The sequence below is a fragment of the Vitiosangium sp. GDMCC 1.1324 genome, assembly GCF_003044305.1.
Lineage (GTDB): Bacteria > Myxococcota > Myxococcia > Myxococcales > Myxococcaceae > Archangium.
Genome location: NZ_PZOX01000004.1, coordinates 688257 through 707206, shown reverse-complemented (window position 1 = coordinate 707206; position 18950 = coordinate 688257). Strand labels below are relative to the sequence as shown.

The 18950-nt window shown below is 68.1% G+C and carries 19 protein-coding genes; 14 read left to right on the top strand and 5 right to left on the bottom strand.

The window, feature by feature from the left end; translation table 11 throughout:
- Positions 1-109: 109 nt before the first annotated feature.
- Positions 110-1408, top strand: a complete 1299-nt coding sequence (locus tag DAT35_RS15790; RefSeq protein WP_108067806.1) for a universal stress protein — start codon at positions 110-112, stop codon at positions 1406-1408.
- 24 nt (positions 1409-1432) lie between these two features.
- On the opposite strand, the gene DAT35_RS15785 is transcribed toward DAT35_RS15790, so the two are convergent.
- Genes DAT35_RS15785 through DAT35_RS15775 form a run of 3 tightly spaced genes read right to left on the bottom strand, consistent with a single transcriptional unit; the run spans position 1433 to position 3490 of the window.
- The gene (locus DAT35_RS15785; protein WP_108067805.1) at positions 1433-1768 is read right to left on the bottom strand and encodes a hypothetical protein; all 336 of its coding nucleotides are present in this window, start codon (positions 1766-1768) and stop codon (positions 1433-1435) included.
- A 58-nt stretch (positions 1769-1826) separates the two neighbouring features.
- Entirely contained in the window at positions 1827-2486 is a 660-nt protein-coding gene (locus DAT35_RS15780) for a metallophosphoesterase (protein ID WP_108067804.1), read from the bottom strand.
- A 14-nt stretch (positions 2487-2500) separates the two neighbouring features.
- Positions 2501-3490 (bottom strand): lysophospholipid acyltransferase family protein, encoded by a 990-nt coding sequence (locus tag DAT35_RS15775; protein ID WP_108067803.1) that lies wholly within the window; start codon positions 3488-3490, stop codon positions 2501-2503.
- A 96-nt stretch (positions 3491-3586) separates the two neighbouring features.
- Between DAT35_RS15775 and DAT35_RS15770 the strand changes: the two genes are divergently transcribed.
- Both DAT35_RS15770 and DAT35_RS15765 read left to right on the top strand, forming a co-directional pair.
- Entirely contained in the window at positions 3587-6319 is a 2733-nt protein-coding gene (locus DAT35_RS15770) for a M1 family metallopeptidase (RefSeq protein ID WP_108067802.1), read from the top strand.
- A gap of 143 nt (positions 6320-6462) precedes the next feature.
- Positions 6463-6699 carry a hypothetical protein gene (locus DAT35_RS15765; RefSeq protein ID WP_108067801.1) on the top strand — a complete coding sequence of 79 codons (237 nt, stop codon included), beginning with the start codon at positions 6463-6465 and terminating at the stop codon, positions 6697-6699.
- Between the two features lie 9 nt (positions 6700-6708).
- Here the strand turns inward: DAT35_RS15765 and DAT35_RS15760 are convergent, their stop codons facing one another.
- The gene (locus tag DAT35_RS15760) at positions 6709-7458 is read right to left on the bottom strand and encodes an enoyl-CoA hydratase (protein WP_108067800.1); all 750 of its coding nucleotides are present in this window, start codon (positions 7456-7458) and stop codon (positions 6709-6711) included.
- Between the two features lie 102 nt (positions 7459-7560).
- On the opposite strand from DAT35_RS15760, the gene DAT35_RS15755 reads away from it, so the two are divergent.
- Both DAT35_RS15755 and DAT35_RS15750 read left to right on the top strand, forming a co-directional pair.
- Positions 7561-8259: a DUF1361 domain-containing protein gene (locus DAT35_RS15755; protein ID WP_108067914.1), complete on the top strand. Its 699-nt coding sequence runs from the start codon at positions 7561-7563 to the stop codon at positions 8257-8259.
- Positions 8260-8443: 184 nt separating this feature from the next.
- The gene (locus DAT35_RS15750; protein ID WP_108067799.1) at positions 8444-9025 is read left to right on the top strand and encodes an imm11 family protein; all 582 of its coding nucleotides are present in this window, start codon (positions 8444-8446) and stop codon (positions 9023-9025) included.
- A gap of 54 nt (positions 9026-9079) precedes the next feature.
- Here DAT35_RS15750 and DAT35_RS15745 read toward each other — a convergent pair whose 3' ends face one another.
- Positions 9080-10210: an NAD(P)/FAD-dependent oxidoreductase gene (locus tag DAT35_RS15745; RefSeq protein WP_108067798.1), complete on the bottom strand. Its 1131-nt coding sequence runs from the start codon at positions 10208-10210 to the stop codon at positions 9080-9082.
- 68 nt (positions 10211-10278) lie between these two features.
- Between DAT35_RS15745 and DAT35_RS15740 the strand changes: the two genes are divergently transcribed.
- From DAT35_RS15740 to DAT35_RS15695, 9 genes are all read left to right on the top strand, one after another.
- A complete protein-coding gene (locus tag DAT35_RS15740) occupies positions 10279-11019 on the top strand; it encodes a TetR/AcrR family transcriptional regulator (protein ID WP_108067797.1) in 741 nt (246 codons plus the stop codon).
- Between the two features lie 286 nt (positions 11020-11305).
- The gene (locus tag DAT35_RS15735; RefSeq protein WP_108067796.1) at positions 11306-12544 is read left to right on the top strand and encodes a hypothetical protein; all 1239 of its coding nucleotides are present in this window, start codon (positions 11306-11308) and stop codon (positions 12542-12544) included.
- Between the two features lie 317 nt (positions 12545-12861).
- Positions 12862-13374 (top strand): nuclear transport factor 2 family protein, encoded by a 513-nt coding sequence (locus DAT35_RS15730; protein WP_199242899.1) that lies wholly within the window; start codon positions 12862-12864, stop codon positions 13372-13374.
- A gap of 528 nt (positions 13375-13902) precedes the next feature.
- A complete protein-coding gene (locus DAT35_RS15720; protein WP_108067793.1) occupies positions 13903-14364 on the top strand; it encodes a DUF4150 domain-containing protein in 462 nt (153 codons plus the stop codon).
- Between the two features lie 27 nt (positions 14365-14391).
- Positions 14392-14910 (top strand): DUF6484 domain-containing protein, encoded by a 519-nt coding sequence (locus DAT35_RS15715; RefSeq protein ID WP_233261494.1) that lies wholly within the window; start codon positions 14392-14394, stop codon positions 14908-14910.
- A 51-nt stretch (positions 14911-14961) separates the two neighbouring features.
- Complete coding sequence (locus DAT35_RS15710) at positions 14962-15834, top strand: AHH domain-containing protein (RefSeq protein ID WP_108067792.1); 873 nt, start codon at positions 14962-14964, stop codon at positions 15832-15834.
- A gap of 24 nt (positions 15835-15858) precedes the next feature.
- Entirely contained in the window at positions 15859-16464 is a 606-nt protein-coding gene (locus DAT35_RS15705) for an imm11 family protein (protein WP_108067791.1), read from the top strand.
- Between the two features lie 34 nt (positions 16465-16498).
- A complete protein-coding gene (locus DAT35_RS15700; RefSeq protein WP_108067790.1) occupies positions 16499-17839 on the top strand; it encodes a TIGR02270 family protein in 1341 nt (446 codons plus the stop codon).
- Complete coding sequence (locus DAT35_RS15695) at positions 17824-18924, top strand: hypothetical protein (protein ID WP_146209731.1); 1101 nt, start codon at positions 17824-17826, stop codon at positions 18922-18924. Before DAT35_RS15700 ends, DAT35_RS15695 begins: the two co-directional genes overlap by 16 nt.
- The last annotated feature ends 26 nt before the right edge of the window (positions 18925-18950 follow it).

The following is an 18950-nucleotide window of genomic DNA, read 5'->3' as shown; positions in this document are numbered from 1 at the left end:
GTTTGTCCCGCGCCGGAAGAGGCCCTTGCTGGCTTAGAGTGCCCGGCACGGGAAGTGAACCGACCTCTTCGATGACCCGGGCCGCCGGGCCCACCGTGTTGGAGCCTCCATGACCATCCTTTGTGCCACCCATTTCTCGGACGCCGCGCAGCGAGCGGCCACGGCCGCCGCGGAGCTCGCGCGTAAGTTGAACGAGCCCCTCTTCCTGGTGCACGTGCTTCCGGGCGACCTGGCGCGCGCCTTCGGCAAGACGTTGCAGGACACGGCGATGTCGGCGCTGCGGGACGAAGTGCAGCGGTTGGAGAAGCTGGGGACGCGGGTGAGCTTCCAGCTCCTGACGGGCGAGCCGGCCGAGGAGCTGGCGCGCTTCGCGGAGGAGAAGGGAGCGGGGCTGGTGGTGACGGCGGGGCCGACGAGCGCCTCGCCCTTCCTGGGGGTGGGAGGGACGGTGGACCGGCTGGCCACGGCGCTGCCGGTGCCGCTGCTGGTGGTGCGGGACGCGGAGCCCTTCGAGGCGTGGGTGCGCGAGACGCGGCCACTGAGGGTGATGCTGGGGGTGGACCGCTCGCAGCCCTTCGAGGCGGCGCGGGACTGGCTGCAGCGGCTGCGGCGCTACGGCCAGGTGGAGGTGGTGGCCGGGCGCATCTACTGGCCGCACGAGGAGTACCAGCGCATGGGGCTGGCGCACCCGATGTCCTTCCAGGACGTGACGCCCGAGCTGCGGCGCGCGCTGGAGCAGGAGGTGCGCACGCTGGCGGGGCCGCTGGAGGCAGCGGGGCAGCCGCCGGTGCGGGTGAGGCTGGAGCCCGGGGTGGGGCGCATCGCGGACCACCTGGTGACGCTGGCGGCGGACGAGAAGGTGGATGTGCTGGTGGTGGGCTCGCACCAGCGGCGGGCGCTGGGCAAGCTGTGGAGCGTGTCGCACCATGCGCTGCGGCTGGCGAAGATGTCGGTGGCGAGCGTGCCCGTGGCGGTGGCGGCGCGCGGAGTGGCGGTGCCCATCCCGGTGCTGCGCTCGGTGCTGGTGGCCACGGACTTCTCGGATGCAGCCAACCGGGCCATTCCGTATGCCTTCTCGCTGCTGCCCAACGGGGGCTCGGTGTACCTGGTGACGGTGGGCGAGCCGCCGCAGGCGACGGAGCACGAGCGGGAGCTGCGGCAGCGGTTGCACCAGCTCGTGCCCCGGGACGCGGATGGCCACGGGCGCAAGGTGCAGGTGGAGGTGCTCACGGGCCAGGACGTGGCGACGGCGATCCTCCAGGCCGCGCAGCGCTTCGACGCGGACGTGCTCTGCCTGGGCACGCACGGACGCACGGGACTGAAGACCTCGTTGATGGGCTCGGTGGCCAAGGCGGTGATGTCGCGCTCGGACAGGCCCGTGCTGGTGGTGCGCCCGCCCGAGAGCTGAGGGCGGTGAGGCAGTGGCCCGCGCTCACGGGAGCAGGCCGGGAGTGCTGCCTCCGGGGCGCGGCTCGAGGTGATAGCGGACGGAGCCGCGCAGCCCATGATGGCGCCGGTGGGCGTGCGCCGGACTTCGGAGGGGCTGGGCGGGGACGTTCACCACGTGAGCTGCGTGGGTGTCCGGCGGCGCGAGCGGCGGAGCCTCGTTGCTCAGCGCGACACCCTCGGGAATGACGTCCGGGTGGGGCTCTGGCCGCATCGCCTCGGTGATGCGGTCGCTGTCCTCGTCACGTATCTCGCGAGTGCAGGAGGTACACGCCGCGAACAACCCGGCGGACAGTAGCAGGTAGGGACTGATTCGCGGCATCGAGCACCTCTCGTGCGCAGTAGAGAGCGCCCGTGATGTCCGATGCAAGCGGGAGCCGTCAGAGCGGCATGTACGCCCGCTTCGCCTTCACCGAGTAGAAGTGGCCTTCCGGCAGCACGTACGCGGTGAGCCGCTGGCCGTAGACGCAGCCCGAGTCCAGTCCAATGGCATACGGGTATTGCTGCACGCCTCGCAGCGCGTCGTGGCCGAAGATGACGAGCTCCGGCCCCTTCCACAGGCTCGCCCACGGGACACCATCATCCACCTTCTTCGAGGGCTCTCCGTCCGGCGTGATGCTGCGCAGGTTGAGCATCAGCTCCGGCTTCTGTTCCTCCAGCGGAACCCCGGGCACCAGGCCTCCGTGGACCACGCGCACGTTGAGCTCGGGGAGGTGCAGGTGCAGGGGCCGCGATTCGAGGTACGCCCAGTCCTCGTCCTCCAGCGTCTTCAATACCTGCTTGTGCTCGGGTTTGAGCTTCTTGCCCTCGGGCATCTTCCCCGCGTGCCAGCGCAGCACGTGCTCGTCGTGGTTGCCTCGCACCGCGAGCATCCCCTGCTCCCTCGCCCGGCGCACCACGCCCGCCGAGTCCGGTCCCTTCGCCACCAGGTCGCCCACCAGCACCACCCGGTCTCCCTGGCGGTAGCCGCACTCGCGCAGGAGCGCGTCGAGCTCCTCCGCGCAGCCGTGCACGTCTCCGATGAAGAGGGTTCGCGTCATGGCTCTCGTGGGATTCAACCCTGGGGGGCGGCCGAGCCTTCCGGTGGCGGCTGCACCTTCCAGCGCCGGTGTAGCCACAGCCACTGGTCCGGGTAGCGCCGCACGTACTGCTCCAGCACCGCCGTCACCGCCGCCGTGTGCGCGGTGATGGCGTCCTGCTCACTCAGGCCCTCGGGCGCCCGGATGGGCCCTTCCACCTCCAGCCGCATCTTCCGGCCGCTCGCGTCCCGGATGCCCATCACCACGAACACCGGCGCGCCCGAGCGCTGCGCCACCACCGCCATCGCCGGAGTGGTGGAGGCCGGCCTGCCGAAGAAGGGCACGAACACCGCCGCCTTCGCCGGCAGTGACTGGTCCAGCAGCATCAGCACCGTCTCGCCGAGCTGCACCGCCTCCTGGGCCTGGGCGATGGCGCCCTTCGGATAGATGAGCCCCGCGCCCGCGGCGATCCGGTTGTCCACGATGCGCATGTTGAGTGCCCCATTCAGCGGGCGCACCAGCGCGTTGAGCGGGACGCCGCGCCGCAGCAGCATCTTCCCCGCGCGCTCCCAGTTGCCGAAGTGCGCCGTCACCAGCAGCGCGCCCTGGCCCTTCGCGATGTTCGCCTTCAGCGCCTCCCACGCCGGGCCCTGGACCTCCGGTATCTCCCACCAGGTCTCCACGTGCTCCCGCTCGTCGATGGACTCGATCACCACGCGCGCCATGGTGATGTAGGCCCCGAGGGCAATCGCGCGCCGCTCGGCCTCGCTCTTCTCCGGGTACGCGTGCGCCAGGTTCTCCAGGGCGACGCGGCGGCGGATGCCCAGGGTGAACGCCAGCCAGCCCACGAAGCGGGCGAGTCCATCCCTCCATGCCGCGGGCAGCGCACACACCGCGTCCATCACCCGGTTGGCGAGCCACCCCACCACCGGAGAGGGGCGCTTGCCGAGTATCTCGGTGAGCCGGGCGGGAGGAAGCGGGAGCGGGAGGGGCGGGGACTCGGGGGACGGAGCGGGGGCGGACACGGCGGCGCACTCCACCTGGAAGCGGGATGCCAGGCAAGGGGGCTGCGACGGCCCGTTGCTACCCTGCCCGCCCTACCTGGGCTAGACCCTCGCCCCATGCCCAAGACGACCCGACGTGCTTCGCTCGCCCTGCTGGCCGCGTTGACGGCCTGTAGTGCTCGTCAGTCCGTTCCCACCTCGGATGCCGCCCCCTCGCCCGTGCCCCAGGCTCAGGCTTCGGCCCGGCCCGCGCCCGTGTCCCCCTCGCTGCGCCTGCCCTCCCAGGTGCGCCCCACTGGCTATACCGTCGAGCTCACGCTCGATCCCTCCCAGCCCACCTTCCAGGGTGTGGTGGACATCGACCTGGAGGTGAAGGAGGCCACCGATGCCATCTGGTTGCTCGGCCGCTACCTCACGGTGAAGGAGGCGACGCTCACCGTCGGTGGCAAGGCCGTGGCCCTCACCCAGACGAAGGGTAACGGAGACTTCCTCGGCTTCATCCCCGCGAGCACGTTGCCGCCCGGCGCCGCGCACCTGCGGCTCGCCTACGAGGGCCAGCTCTCGGAGCGGGAGACGATCGGCGCCTTCCGCGCCCAGGACCATGGGGCGTGGTACGCGTACACCCAGTTCGAGCCGCTCGGGGCCCGGCGCGTCTTCCCGTGCTTCGACGAGCCGGGCTTCAAGGTACCCTGGCAGCTCACCTTCCACGTGCCCGCGGGCAACGTGGCCGTCACCAACACCCCGCTGGTGAACGAGGAGCCTCGTGCCCAGGGCGGCACCACCTATCGCTTCGCGCGCACCCAGCCGCTGCCCAGCTACCTCATCGCCTTTGGCGTGGGCCCCTTCGACTTCCTCGAGGCGAAGCCCTCGGGCGAGAAGGCCGTGCGTACCCGCATCATCACCCCGAAGGGCCAGGCCGTGGAGGGCACCTATGCCGCCCAGGTGACGCCGGAGATTCTCGGCCACCTGGAGAAGTACTTCGGCATCGCCTACCCGTTCGAGAAGCTGGATGTGCTCTCCGTGCCGCTGCTCGGGGGCGCCATGGAGCACCCGGGGCTGGTGACGTTCAACTCGGAGCTCATCCTGTCCAAGCCCGCCGAGGACTCCATCGGCCGGCAGCGCCGCTTCTACGACGTGCAGATGCACGAGCTGGCGCACCAGTGGTTCGGTGACCTCGTCACCATGGCGTGGTGGGACGACCTGTGGCTCAACGAGGCCTTCGCCTCCTGGGCGACGCCGCGCATCGTCGAGGGCGCGCAGCCCACGTGGGACGCTCCCATCGAGCGCGTGCGCGAGCGCTCGTACGCGCTGGGCTCCGACAGCCTGGTGACGGCGCGCCACATCCGCCAGCCCATCGAGAGCGAGGACGACATCCTCAACGCCTTCGACGGCATCACCTACGGCAAGGGCTCCGCGGTGCTGTCCATGACGGAGAGCTGGCTGGGGCGGGACGTCTTCCAGCGCGGGGTGCAGCGCCACCTGCGCGCCCACGCTCACGGCAACGCCACCGCGAAGGACTTCCTGGACACCATGTCCGCCGAGTCGGGCAAGGACGTGTCCGGGGTGCTGGGCTCCTTCCTGGACCAGGGCGGCGCGCCGCTCGTCACCGCGCGGCTGGACTGCTCGGGCAAGGTGCCCGTGGCGAAGCTCTCGCAGAGCCGCTTCCTGCCGGTGGGCTCGGCGGGCAGCGCGAAGCAGACGTGGAAGGTGCCCCTGTGCGTGCGCTATGGCACGGGCCGCGAGTCGTTCCGCGCCTGCACGGTGATGGAGGGCGAGACGGCCGAGCTGCCGCTCTCCGAGTCCAAGGCGTGCCCCGCCTGGCTGCTGCCCAACGCGGACGGCGCCGGCTACTACCGCACCGCCCTGGACGCGCAGATGTTGGGCCGGCTGCTCTCCTCCGGAGGCGTCCCCCTCACCCGCGCCGAGCGCGTGACCCTCGTCGGTGACGTGCAGGCCCTGGTGAGCGCGGGCACGATGGCGGCCTCGGATGCCCTGGGCCTGCTGCCGGGCCTGGCCGGGGACAAGGATCGCCAGGTGTTCCAGGCCTCGCTGGAGCTGCTGGGGCTGGTCAGGCCCTCGATGCTGTCGGACGCGCGCCAGGCAGACCGGGAGCGCTTCCTGCGCGACACCTACGGGGCTCGGGCCCGGGCACTCGGATTCACCCCTCGCGCCAACGAGGACGAGGACACCCGGCTGCTGCGTCCCATGCTGCTGCGCTTCGCCGGGGAGCAGGGCGGAGACGCGAAGCTGGTGGCCGAGGCGAGGAAGCTCACGGACAAGTGGCTGGGTGACAGCAAGGCGATTGCTCCGGAGCTGGTGTACACCACGCTGGGCATCGCCGCCGCCCACGGGGACGCGGCCCTGCACGCGAAGCTGATGACGGCCATGCGCTCGGAGAAGGATCGCCGCAAGCGGGAGCAGCTCATCGACGCGCTGGGCGGCTTCCGGGACCCCGCGCTGGTGCGGGAGAACCTGAAGCTGCTGCTGGAGCCCGGCATGGACACGCGCGAGCTGGTCATGCTGCTCTTCATGGCCGGCCAGGTGAAAACACGGGACGTGGCCTTCGGTTTCGTGAAGGAGAACTACGACGCGCTCGCCTCGCGGCTGGAGGAGGACCGGATCGCCGCGCTGGTGTGGTCGGCCGCCGCGTACTGCGACCCGGTGCACCGCCAGGAGGCCGCCGCCTTCTTCACCGAGCGCATGGCGCGCGCTCCGGGTGGGCCCCGCATGCTCGCGCAGATGCTCGAGGGGATGGACCTGTGCATCGCCTTCAAGGAGGCCCAGGGTCCTGGCATCGAGTCCTTCCTCGCCTCGCCGAAGAAGAAGGTGCCGGCGCCCTCCGGACGCTGAGCACTGTTGTCTGGACGACAGTCGGGTCTTTCCGGGCTTTGGTTGGAAAACAGATTCTCCTGCCAGAGCCCGGCTGCCTTGACCGTCCAGGAGGGGAGCCCTAGCCTTTTCACCCGGAGTAGCGGTTCTCCTCGGAGGCGACGATGGCGCACGAGACGGACGACGGCCTGACTCCCCTGGTGGTTCCCCCTGCATCTTCCGTGGAGGAGACGGCCCCGGCCGAGAGTCCCTCGCGCCAGAGCCTGCCGAGGACGCCTCCCCGAGTGTGGCCGCCGGTGTCGCCGGCGGACATGGGGCGGGTGGTCCGGAGGATGAAGGCGACGCCCCAGCGCGTGCGCGACGACGAGCCGGATGCGACGCTGCTGGAAGGGGCGGCGTAGGCCCCCGGGCTACTTCTTCTTGGTGAGGAAGGCGTTGAAGGCCTCGCGGGCCTCGGCCGAGCCGAGCCGCTGGACGAATTGAGTACCCTCGCGCGAGAGGGCCTCGTCGACGGTGGCGCGCAGGGGCTCGCGCAGCAGGCGCTTGGTGAGGCGCAGGGACTCCACGGGCTTGGCGGCGAGCGCGGCGGCGCGCGTGTTCACCGTGTCGGCGAGGCTGGCGTCGGGCACCACCTGGTTGACGATGCCGGCGCGCAGGGCGGTGGCCGCGTCGAAGGGCTCGCCGAACATGAGCAGCTCGGAGGCGAGCGCCATGCCGGCCACGCGGGGCAGCAGCACACTGGAGGCGCCCTCGGGGCTCAGACCCAGGTTGATGAAGGGCATGCTGAAGACGGCGCGCTCGGAGGCCACCACGTAGTCACAGTGCAGCAGCAGGGTAGTGCCGATGCCCACCGCCACGCCGTCCACGCCGGCCACCACGGGGCGCGAGTGGTGCGAGAGGGCGCGCAGGAAGCGGAACACGGGGCTGTCCTCGCCGGTGGGGGGGTGCTCGAGGAAGTCCTTGAGATCATTGCCCGCGGTGAAGGTGTGGCCCGCGCCGGTGAGGACCACCACGCGCACGGCGTCGTTCTTGTCGGCCTCGAGCAGGGCGCGAGCGGCCGCGTCATACATCTCCCCCGTGAAGGCGTTCTTCTTCTGGGGGCGGTTGAAGGTGAGGGAGAGGATTCCGGATTCCAGGTTCGTGAGCAGCGTGTCGGACATGGAGGGGAGATTAACCGGAGGACGAGGGAATGGCCCGGGGCTTGCTTCGCTCCCTGGCTGGAGGACTTCCTGTGGCTCTCCGGCCACAACACGGTGCAAGCCATGACGACCCCGCGCTCCGGATTCACCTCGTACTTGCGTCACCACGGGCTGTTGCCGGTGCTGCTGAGCAGCATCGTGGCCGTGGTCATGCTGTACCTGCGGCTGGAGTGGAGCGGGAGGATGAGCTTCGTCTTCCTGGTGTGGAACCTGTTCCTCGCGTGGGTGCCGTATGGGCTCGCGCTGCTGGCGGGGCTGCTGCAGTCGCGGGGGTGGGGGAGGTGGTGGAACCTGCTGCCGCTGGGAGGGGCGTGGCTGCTGGCGTTTCCCAACGCGCCGTACCTGCTCACGGACTTCATCCACCTGAGGCCGAGGCCGGGCGTGCCGATGTGGTTCGACGCGGCGATGCTGGCGAGCTTCGCGGCCACGGGGTGGCTGCTGGGGCTGCTCTCGCTGGAAGTGTGGAAGCGGCTGCTGGAGGAGCGGTGGGGGAGGGCGGTGGCGTGGGGAGGGGTGCTGGCCGCGTCGGTGCTGTGCGGCTACGGCATCTACCTGGGGCGCTTCGAGCGGTGGAACAGCTGGAACGTGGTGAACCGGCCCCGCTCGCTCCTGGAAGCGGTGCTGGGACACGTGAGCGAGCCGCTGACGTACCAGTGGCTGGTGGGGACGACGGCCGTGTTCGCGGGGCTGGTGGTGCTCTCGTATCTCGTGTTCGAGAACCTGGTGCCGCGGCGGAGGAAGCAGGAGCGGGCGAGCGCGTGAGGAGAACGTCGACCGGATGGACCTCCGGTCGCGAGTCTGATGGGTTGAACGGGAACCCGGGGTCTCGGGCTCCTTGGCATGCACACCGCGACAAGCGCCCCCGCCCTTTGCGAACATTCCGCGGCATGACTGGGCTCACCACTGCCGTGACGGCTACACGACGAAGCCGTCTGGGACGCTGAACATGGATTACCTGATCTGGAGATACAACGACGTGGAAGGTGCCTGCTCCCTCCTCGAGCCGAGCGGCATTGACTCAATCGTTCCCCTGAAAGAGGGCACTTCGATATGGGCTAGCCTCGGAAGCGCGGGCCTCTCCAGCGCGATGAATCCGGAAAGCCCGACCGAGCTGAGGCTCCTGGACAACGTCCACAACACCGACGGGATTCTCGTCGTGTCCGAGCGCCTGCATGCCTTCCTCGATGCGCGCGGCCTGACGCACGTCGAGTACCTGCCCATGACGATCCTGGACCACGAGGGCCGTGTCGCAAGCAAGGACTATTGGGTGGTGCATCCCATCGAACCGGTCGATGCCATCGACATGGAAGCATCGGGATGCAAGATGAGTCGCATCAAGAAAACCCGCATCCAGTCGATGGAGCGACTCGTGCTGCGCCCCGAGGCAATCCCCGCTGGGCGAGAACTGTTCCGGCTGCAAGGGCTGTGGGGCGTAACGCTGGTCAGCCAGCCGCTTGCTGACGCCATCACGGCAGCCGGTTTCACAGGCGTGGACTGGACCGGGACTTCCGCCTATCCGGGCGCGTGACGCAGGCGGCCCAGTCATCCAGCGTGAGGAGCGCGCCTACGACTTCAGATGGCCTCAGGCCTGCGCGTGTCCAGTGAGCAGGTCGAGGAAGCCTCGGGGTACGTCGTCGTCTCTGAGGGCCTTGTGGAGGAGATCTCCCTCGATGGCGACCGCGACGGCGCGGGGGAACAGGGCCGTCTCGTACTCCGCGAGAGCGGCCTCGACGTCATGGGGGTGCGCGGCGATGGCCTTGCCGAGCTCGGCGCCGTCGTACATGGCGAGGTTGGCGCCTTCGCCCGACGGAAGCATGAGGTGGGCGGCGTCGCCGAGCAGGGTCACCCCCGGTTGGCGGTCCCACCGGTGTTCGTTCGGCAGCGCGTGGAGGGGGCGCAGGACCAGCGCGGTGTCGCTCTCGGTGATGAGCGCGGTGAGCTCCGGTGCCCAGCCGTCGAACTCCTGAGCGATTCGCGCTTTGGCCGCGGCGGCATCGGTGAAATCGATACCAGCGAACCAGTCCTGCGGCCTGGAGAGTGCCACGTAGGTGTGAAGGGTTCCGCCTCGCTCCCGGTGCGCCTGGATGCTCTTCCCGGGCGCGAGCGCGTAGAGCGCCCCGCCGCCGACCGCTTTCGCGCTGGCCGGGTGCCGGGTGTCGCTGTCGAACAGCCAGGTCTCGATGAACGACATGCCGCCGTACGTGGGGGTGGCGTCACAGAGCAGCGGCCGGACGCGTGACCACGCACCGTCCGCGCCGACCAGCAGGCTGGTGACCACCGTGGTGCCGTTGACGAATTTCACCTCGTGGCCGCCGTCGCCGAGGGCGCGGACGCTGCTGACCTTGTGACCCCAGCGAATGGCGCCGGCGGGGAGCGAGTCGATCAGCATCTGTCGCAGCTCGCCGCGCATCACCTCCGGGCGTCCCCGTGAGCCGTCGTCGGATTCTTCGAAGAGAACCGACCCGTTCGAGTCGACGACCCGCATCGCCTGGCGGCCCTCCAGGATGAGCTTGCGGAATTCGTCGGTCAGGCCTGCCGCCTCGAGCGCCAGTTGGCCGTTGTAGTCATGGATGTCGAGCATCCCGCCCTGCGCGCGCGACGTCGGTGACGGCTCCGCCTCGTAAATCGCGGCTGCGATTCCGTGGACGTGCAGAACGCGCGCGAGTGTGAGTCCGCCGAGGCCGGCGCCGATGATGGTGACGGGGGGGTGCATGGTTGCTCCTTCTGGAATGCTGTTCCATAATAAATGGAACAGCATTCCAACCATGTCAAGGTGGGTCCATGGCATCCCGGAAACGCAGGTCAGAGCGGCGCACGGATGGGCTTTCTCGTGAGCGCATCGTCGAGGCGGCCATCGAGCTCCTCGACACGGTCGGCGAGGGCGAGCTGACATTCCGAGCGCTGACCGAGCGCCTGGCGACCGGGCCCGGGGCGATCTATTGGCATGTGGCGAACAAGAACGAGCTGCTCGACGCCGCGACCGACGCGGTGGTCGCTGCCGCGCTGGCCGCCGAGCCCGCTGCGTCTTTGGGCTCGCCGAAGGACGAGATTCGCGCCGTCGCGTTCAGCCTGTTCGATGCGATCGCCGAACACCCGTGGCTCGCCGCGCAGCTCTCAACGCAGCTCTCCCGGAGACCCTGGGGGTCGGTGACGCCGCGCATCGTCGAGCGCATCGGTCGTCAGGTCCGCGCGCTGGGCGTGCCCGAGGGCGACCAGTTCAACGCGACGTTCGCGTTGGTGCATTACATCCTCGGTGCCGCTGCTCAGAACGCCGCCAACGTCGCGAGCGCGCGCTCGCTCAAAGATGACGTGGACCGTAGGGCGTTCCTCGACGAGGCGGTGACGGCCTGGGAAGCGCTCGACCCCGACGAATATCCCTTCACCCGGGCCATCGCCGACCAGCTGCGCGACCATGACGACCGGGCCCAGTTCATCGCCGGGGTCGATCTCATCCTCACCGGCATCACCTCGGTCCACCCACCCGCCAAATCCGGTCAACGCCGTGCACGACAGGCACCCTGACGAATCAGGCCTTTTGAGCGCGAATCGCGCGCGGCCATCAGCGCTTCGAGCGGCAGGTCGCTGTGCAACATGGTTGACGTGTCAGCCTCCCGGCCTGACGCGTCAATCGTGGCGCGACATGTCCGCCGCCACGGTGTGACAACGCCCGCTCCGAGGGAGAGTGGCACGGGCCGGACCTGGCCCATGACTTGCTATCAGTCCCTGCGCGGGTGCCCAGGCAGAAGCCACGAAACCCACGCCCGCCTCGTGCCCTCGAGCCGGTACGAGTCAACCGACAAGGACGACCATGATCCTCCCTAACCTCAATCTGTGTCAGCAGGCCTTCATCCTCTCACACGAGTCCAACTACCTGGGGAACGATGATGCGAAGGGCCTTCCCTTGGTCCTGGCCATCCAGCTGGCGGAGCACCTCAACAAGGCCGTCTTTCCCAATCTGGGCGGTAAGTGGTCGCTCGTCTGGGGCCCCGTGGTCTACGCGCCCCTGGGCGTCCCAGCCAATGTCATGTACGTCGCGGCGAACCCCGACCGGTCCGCCTACTTCGTTGCCATCGCGGGGACCAACTTCAATGCCCTCCTGAGTGATGTCATCCTGGAGGACAACTGTGTCGTCGGCGCGATCCCCTTTGCGCAGGCGTTCCCGTCGCTGGGTGGGTGCAATGCGCCCTCGGGCTTCGACACTCCGCACATCTCGCAGGGGACCCAGATTGGCGTCAACAACCTGCTGAGCATGGTCGACAACCTGACCCAGAAGAGCCTGGTGGATTTTCTGTGCTCGCTGGGCTCGACCGGTTCGAAGACGCTGATCTTCAACGGCCACAGCCTGGGTGGCGCGCTGGCGCCGACTCTGGCCCTGGCCCTCGCTACTTCGAAGGGCACGAAGTTCAGCACCTCCAACTGGGGCAACGTGTTCGTGCTCCCGACGGCCGGCCCGACTCCTGGCGACGCGAACTTCGCCAAGCTCTTCCAGCAGGTGTTCCCGCCGGTCAGCCTGGGCCTGGAGCAGGACTATTTCGCCTGGAACCAGAACATCTGGAACAGCCTCGACGCCGTGCCGCACGCATGGGTCACCTCCATGATCGCCGAGATTCCCTCCCTCTATCCCGCGCCCTGGACGACGGGACAGACCGGAGTCCCCCCCCAGCCGATGCCTTCGGGTCTCGAGAAGCAGATCGATGGAGCCATCGGTTCCTCGCTGCTCTTCGGCATCAACGCATTCAGCCCCTTCACGCAGCTCCCCAACATCCAGGTGAAGGGCTCCTTCAACGAGCAGATCCCCATCACCGGTAAGGACTCCGATGCCCTCTCCGCGGCCTTCATGGCGCAGGTCGGCTACCAGCACATCGATGCCTACGCGAAGTTCTTCAGCGTCCACGGGCTGGTCTCCTCGAATGCTCAGGAGGGCCTTCGCCAGAGGACCGAGGGGATGATGGCCGCCATGAAGCGAATGGCCGAGAAGCCGAAGCGCCGCGCTGCCATGGAGAACCTGGTTCAGCACCTGGGCAAGAAGGTCCGCCAGTCGGAGTGATGTTGGCAGGCTGTGCGCAAAGAGCGGTGTCGTCACGATATTACGGAGGACTGGGAGGCTGGCCCCGGCGCAGGGGTCACCCCAGAGCTCCCAGCACAACTGCAGGCCTCATCCAGTGCCGCGCCCCGCCTGGGAAGGCGGCCTGGGCTGGCCGTGTGTTGTGCTCTTCGGTTGGGAGGCGGGACTCAACCCGGCTTCTATCGCTTCCGCAACACCTCCGTGAAAGAAGGGACTGCCGGCCGGGGAATAACTTCCCTGCGACCACGTTGCCCCGCCGGCTGCGAAAACACCCACCCACTCACGACACCGGAGCATTCGTGAAGCTGTCGTTTCTACTCATGGCCTGTCTCATGGCCTCCCCCGTCATGGCGCAGGCCAGCCCGAAGGACACCGGTACGCCGGTCAAACAAATCGAAGCCGTGATCGAGGACTTCCGATCCGCCATCATCACCAAGGACAAGGAGCGCTTCCTCAAGCTGCTCCTGCACGAAGACATCACCTGGCAGGCCGTGATGGACGACGAGAGCCTGCAGCGCATCCGTCAGAAGAATCCCAAAGCCGCCAAGGTGGAGGTCAACCGCAAGTACAACCCCATCACCTTCATCGACGGCATCGTGGCGGACAAGCAACGGACCGAAGAGAAGTTCTCCAACATCCGCATCGACACCGACGGCGACGTTGCCTCCGTCTACTTCGACTACAGCTTCCATGACGACGGACGCGAAACCAACCACGGCAAGGAAGCCTGGCATCTGGTGAACACGGAAGCCGGTTGGAAGATCGTTTCCGTCGTCTGGTCGGAGCGCTTGAATCCAGCGCCGAAGAAGTAACCTCACGTACGGATCCCCGACTCTGCGTTGGGAACGGTCCCCGAGACGGTGTCAAAGAACTCGACATGTTGGTGGACTGGAGTGGCGCCAGGTCCATCGCCACTCACCGTCCTGCTCCCATGAAGCGAGTTGCTCAAGGATGTCCCTCGAACTGCTGCAGTCAACCTGCAGGCCAGGGCTGTAACTTCCGCAGCAGCCCGGCTCGGTCCAGCAGCTCGTGGACGCGAGCGGCTCCACGCCCCCTTGGCCGCCTGGCCGCTTTATCTCCTCTCTAACTCAAATCGTGAAGGCCCACGGGGGCACGTTGCAGGTGCGCTCCACGGAGGCTGAGGGCACCTGCTTCTGGCTGACCCTGCCGCGCCATCCGCCGCCCCTCGACCGGGCCTGGGCCCCGCCGACGGACGCCCGTTCCGTTGCGCCGCGCCCTACGCGGGTCCTGGTCAGACCCCCCCTCACCGGGGCAGGTCCGTGGTATCCAGCGGATGAGTCAGGTATATTTCCACGCTCACCTGCCCGCGGGGAGGGCCGATGGCGAACACGGTAGGCGTCAACAAACTCTCTGTCGTGACCAAGGACTCCAACGGCGTCACGGTGGCCTTCCCAGACGTTTGCAAGACTCCGAGCCCTGGCGGGCCCGTGCCCATTCCGTATCCCAATATCGCCAAGTCTTCGGACACGGCTAAAGGCACCAAGAAGGTCCTAGTGGAGGGCAACCCGGTGTGCGTGAAGGACTCCAACTTCAGCACGAGCACCGGGGACGAGGCCGGCACGGCTGGAGGGGGTGTGGCCTCGGGCAAGACGAAGGGAAAGGCCGAGTTCGTCAACTACTCCTTTGACGTGGAATTCGAGGGGAAGAACGTGGCGCGGGCCCTCGACCTGATGCTGCATAATGACAAGAACACGCCGCCCGCCCCGTTGATGCAGCCTCCTGTCGTGGGCTTCGGCAAGTCGGCCCATGACGAGTGCGACGTCTGTGGTGAGGAGCGTTAGCCCGTACCGCGGAAAGGAGCTGTGCACATGGATTCTGATGGGAACCCCCGCGACAAGGCCCGGCTCGACGTTCTCGACTCTTCCGAGCGTATCCTGGAGCCGCGGATTGGCTGGCTGCTCGGGATGAAGGATGGCTGCGCCCTGGTGGACTACCCGGCCAATAGCCGGGGGCCGCTTGCCGCGCGCCTCGCGGTGGCGCTGGAGGCTCAGGTCTTGGCCCGGGCCATCGCCGACCGCCAGTCGGTGGTGCTCCTCTTCGCGGAGGGGGACCCCGCTCAGCCTCTGGTCATGGGGCTGCTCCAGGCCGCTGGCCCCTCCTCCATGCTCGAGGCCGTGCTCGATGAGACGCTCGCTCGGAAGCCGCAGGAGGTGGAAGTGGATGGCCGGCGCGTTCTCGTCGAGGGCCGGGAGGAAGTCGTCCTGCGCTGTGGCAAGGCCTCTCTGACCCTGCGTCGAGATGGATTGGTGGTGCTTAGGGGAGTCAATATCCGCACCGAGGCGGACGAGCTCCAGCGGCTCAGGGGTGGGAAGGTGCAGATCAACTGAGGCGACGGGCTCCAGGGCCCCGGTGCGCATGCGGACTGACGGGAGAGCACGATGTCGCAGAAGCAGCACAACTGGGACGCGAAGAACCTGAAGGGCAAGCACAAGCCGGTTCCGGGCTCGACGGACGGGGGGAGTTGCCTCAACCGCCACATCGCCGACCGGCACAAGGGCCCCGAGGGGGTGCTCAAGGAGCATTCCTGCAACTACCGGTGGCAAGGCTTCAAGCGGGCCCTGGAGGACCCCAAGCTCTACAACTGGCCCCGCTACAAGGCCCTGTGCGAGCAGATCAGCCGCAGCCCGCGGCTGACGATGCTGGCGCGCACTGTTGGTGGACGCATGGAAGTGGATGCTCCCAAGGAGGGCCTCTGGGACGTCAAGGACGGCGGGAAGAACTTCCGCACGTCCTGCAACCTGCCCTATTGGCACGAGTCCCATCACATCATCCCCGACAGCAACTTGACGACAGCCATCGCCAAGCTCGGGGCGGGGACACCCTACGAATTGGAGTACAAGAAGCTGGTTCGCACCGGGCTGCTGGAGGAGAGCTACAACCTCAACCACACGCTCAACATGATCATCCTGCCCATGGATGAGCGGATCGCCCTGACGCTGGGGCTGCCCCGGCACCGCATTTCAGCGGACACCTTCTCGCACAATGCCTACAGCGAGAAGGTCCAGATCCGGCTGGATGCGCTCTTCAATCCCGTGCAGGAGAAGCTCCAGAATCACGAGGCCCCGGACTACAAGTTTGCCAAGACGCAGTTGGAGGCGCTGTCGAAGGAGCTGTATCCGATGATCGTCCTCGCGGGGAAGCTCATGAAGAAGGGGCGTGTGAGCGGAGGCTCCGTGGAGGAGATGCCCAAGGACCTCTTCCGCCTGCCGCAAGAGACTCCTTCGGGTTCCGCCGCCGACTTCGTATTCTGACGCTAGACCTCGACTGGAAACCCAATGCGTTTCTTCCTGTTGGATGTGCTGGGAAACGTCAATGACCGCAGCCGGTGTGTGATTCACGACTTCGTCAAGGGCATCGAGATGTCCGCCTGGAAGGTTGGCGCGGGCAAGCGGGTGGGGGCGGAGTACCCGCAGGACGCGAAGATCTACATGTCCAAGGAGTCCCCCGGCATCAAGCTGGCGGACCAGCTGAGCACCGTCCGGAACATGCTCATCGTCTCCAGCAAGTTCCGTGCGCTCATCGAAAAGCACGCCACGAACGACATCGAGTACCTGCCGTTCACGCTGTACGATCATCGCAAGCGCGTCTACAGCCAGGATTACAGCATCATCAACCCCATCGGCACCTTCGACTGCCTCGACTTCAAGGCGAGTTCGATTGTCTGGGAGGATGAGGCGAAGCAGTCCGGCCGCATCGTGAGCCTCCAGAAACGCGTGCTCGACCGGAAGAAACTGGAGAACGCCCCCCAGCTCTTCCGCATCGACCAGGCCCCGGATTCCTATGTCGTCCGGCTGGAGCTGGCGAAGGAGATCAGCGCTTTGAAGCTCAGCAATGTCTTCTGGTCGGAGCTGGACATCAATGACAAGGCGAGGCTGCCGTGAGCCCTGATGTCGCTCTTGCCTGCTCATAGCCCCCATGCTTCGCCGAAGAATCCTCTGGGATGTGGTGGAGCAGCACCTCGACGAGTCGGCCTTCTTCTGGTCGCAGCGGGAGCGTGCGCTCCTGTCCTTGGAAGACGTGCTGGCGGAGGTGACCGAGGGCGACGAGGGGCGGCTCCTGGCTCACCTGGAGGGGCTGCGCGTTCATGGAGCCCCGGTCATCGAGCGCCTGTTGCAGCCCGCGTTGGAGGGCGACGACTGGGCGCGCGCAGCGGTCGCGGCCCATGTCCTCCTCGCCACGCCGGAGCTCGACGGGAGCGGCCAGGTCCGTGACGCTCTCGTGCGGTCGGAGCCGGAGGCACGGCGTGGGCTCCTGGGGGCGCTGGAGCTGAGCGGCCGCAAAGAGCTCGACCAGCTCCTGATGCGTCTGCTGCCGGAGGCCGGGCCTGGACTTCGTGGACCGTTGCTGGGCTGCCTCGCCTTCCGGCAGGTGGACACGGGGGTCGTGCTCAGGAGGCTGTCGCTCGAGGGCGCTCCCGGAACCCTGACTGCCGCCCTGCGCGCGGCACGCTTTACCTCCCAGGACGTGGCAGCTGGGCTCGTGGCCCGGGGGCTCACGTCTTCCCATCCCCAGGAGCGGGATGCCGCCCTCCTCACGGGCCTGCGCTTCCACGCGAAGGTCTCTTGGGCACTGTGCCGCAGACTCGTCGAGGCGGGGGGTCCTTCGCTGGCGACGGCGATGATCGCGCTGGCCGTGGGCGGGGGCCCGCGTGAGGTGGAGCTCCTGGTGAAGGCGCTGGCGGTGGACCCGCTGCGCGCCGACGCCGCCTGGGCGCTCGGCTTCAGCGGGAGGAGGGCGGCGGCTGAGGCGCTGTTGGATGTCCTGCGAAAGGGCGGGGGAGGCTGGCTCGAGGCAGAGTCGTTCGCCGCCATCACCGGCATGCCCCTGGAGGGAGTCCTCGCGGCGGCCAGAGAGGACGCGGCCGAGGAGGAAGCCGCGCCGATGGCCGCGGACGAGGAGCAGGGCAAAGGGGCTCTTCCCGGCCCCGTGCTCCTGCCCGGCACGGTGCGTGTGGAAGCGGTGGACGCATGGTGGCAGCGCGAGCAGTCGCGTTTCGACAAGGCGGGGCGCTACCTCTACGGGAGTCTGTGGAGCGTGAAGGCGTTGGTGGATGCCTTGGAGGTGGCTCCCATGCGACGGCGCCCTGCTCTCGCCTGGGAACTCGCCGTGCGCAGCGGGGGCGCCTGCCAACTCGAGACACGGGCGTGGACCTGGGAACAGCGCCGCCAACTGCAGGCGGCCCGAGGGCTCCGGTTCGCCTCGGGGAGCCAGCCCTTCGAGAGCTTTTTGAAGGAGATGCCGTGCGCCTCGCCTTGACTGGAATGGGAGCAATCACCTCCGTGGGCCGCACGGCGGATACGGCCTGTGCGGCCATCCGCGCAGGCATCGCCCGCCCGCGCAAGGTGAAGGGCTTCGCCCTGGTGGACGAGGAGTCGCAGGAGCGCATCGCACTCATGGGTCACCCCATCCAGGGATATACGGAAGGGTTCCACCTGGTGGGCCGGTGGCTGCGGCTGGCCGGCGGCTGTCTCGGGGAATTGCTGGCGCAGCCGGGACTCCTGCCCGAGGCCTCCGACAAGCGGTTCTGGGCCAGCACGTTGCTGATCGCGGTCCTCCCCCCTCTGGATGCCGACATCTTCCTCTCCTCGGAGGAGCAGCTCCCGGAAGTCGTCCGCAAGGCCTACCTGCTTCCGCTCCTCGGGATGCTGGAGCGCCCGATTGCCCACCAGGACGCAAAGCTCGTCACCGTCGGTCATGCGGGCACCGCCCTGGCGCTGCAGGAGGGAATGCAGCGGCTCGCTGGCTCCAGCCTGGAGCGAATCCTCCTGGTGTCGGTGGATAGCTGGTTTGACCCCTTGTTGCTGCAGCGGCTGGCCAACTCGCGGCGGCTGAAGTGCGAAGAGAGCCCCACCGGGCTGATGCCGGGAGAAGCCGGCGTGTGTCTGCTGCTCGAGAGCGAGGCGGGCGCGCGGCGCCGCGGGGCGGCGGTCCATGCCGTCGTCACGGGCGTGGCGACCGGACAGGAAACCGAGAACAGCCCTGGCGGTGCCAGGGGGTCCGCGCGGGCGTTGTCGACGTGCCTTCGGATCCTCCTCGGGCGCGAGAGCAAGGGGCTGCTGCCCTTCCGCGGTGACATCTACTCGGACCTGAACGGCGAGGAATGGCGGGCCCTGGAGTGGGGGAGCGCGCGGGTGAGCCTCTCGGACCTCCTGGCGGAGCCCCGGATGCATCTGCCCTGCGCCGCCGTGGGAGACACCGGGGCCGCCAGCGGAGCCCTGGGGGTGTGTCTAGCCGCCCAGGACTTGCGCGGGCGGTGGGCCCGTACCGGCCAGTCGGTGGTCCTCTCGCGCTCGGAGCGGGGCGCCGTGGGGAGCATTCTCCTCCAAGCGGAGGGGTCGTGAGGTTCGTGACCGGACCTTCACTGTCC

Bases quoted from the DNA above. Each gene is read 5' to 3' on its own strand.
- DAT35_RS15790 (WP_108067806.1), top strand. From the start codon at position 110: ATGACCATCCTTTGTGCCACCCATTTCTCGGACGCCGCGCAGCGAGCG.
- DAT35_RS15785 (WP_108067805.1), bottom strand. From the start codon at position 1,768: ATGCCGCGAATCAGTCCCTACCTGCTACTGTCCGCCGGGTTGTTCGCG.
- DAT35_RS15780 (WP_108067804.1), bottom strand. From the start codon at position 2,486: ATGACGCGAACCCTCTTCATCGGAGACGTGCACGGCTGCGCGGAGGAG.
- DAT35_RS15770 (WP_108067802.1), top strand. From the start codon at position 3,587: ATGCCCAAGACGACCCGACGTGCTTCGCTCGCCCTGCTGGCCGCGTTG.
- DAT35_RS15765 (WP_108067801.1), top strand. From the start codon at position 6,463: ATGGCGCACGAGACGGACGACGGCCTGACTCCCCTGGTGGTTCCCCCT.
- DAT35_RS15760 (WP_108067800.1), bottom strand. From the start codon at position 7,458: ATGTCCGACACGCTGCTCACGAACCTGGAATCCGGAATCCTCTCCCTC.
- DAT35_RS15755 (WP_108067914.1), top strand. From the start codon at position 7,561: ATGACGACCCCGCGCTCCGGATTCACCTCGTACTTGCGTCACCACGGG.
- DAT35_RS15750 (WP_108067799.1), top strand. From the start codon at position 8,444: ATGGATTACCTGATCTGGAGATACAACGACGTGGAAGGTGCCTGCTCC.
- DAT35_RS15745 (WP_108067798.1), bottom strand. From the start codon at position 10,210: ATGCACCCCCCCGTCACCATCATCGGCGCCGGCCTCGGCGGACTCACA.
- DAT35_RS15740 (WP_108067797.1), top strand. From the start codon at position 10,279: ATGGCATCCCGGAAACGCAGGTCAGAGCGGCGCACGGATGGGCTTTCT.
- DAT35_RS15735 (WP_108067796.1), top strand. From the start codon at position 11,306: ATGATCCTCCCTAACCTCAATCTGTGTCAGCAGGCCTTCATCCTCTCA.
- DAT35_RS15720 (WP_108067793.1), top strand. From the start codon at position 13,903: ATGGCGAACACGGTAGGCGTCAACAAACTCTCTGTCGTGACCAAGGAC.
- DAT35_RS15715 (WP_233261494.1), top strand. From the start codon at position 14,392: ATGGATTCTGATGGGAACCCCCGCGACAAGGCCCGGCTCGACGTTCTC.
- DAT35_RS15710 (WP_108067792.1), top strand. From the start codon at position 14,962: ATGTCGCAGAAGCAGCACAACTGGGACGCGAAGAACCTGAAGGGCAAG.
- DAT35_RS15705 (WP_108067791.1), top strand. From the start codon at position 15,859: ATGCGTTTCTTCCTGTTGGATGTGCTGGGAAACGTCAATGACCGCAGC.
- DAT35_RS15700 (WP_108067790.1), top strand. From the start codon at position 16,499: ATGCTTCGCCGAAGAATCCTCTGGGATGTGGTGGAGCAGCACCTCGAC.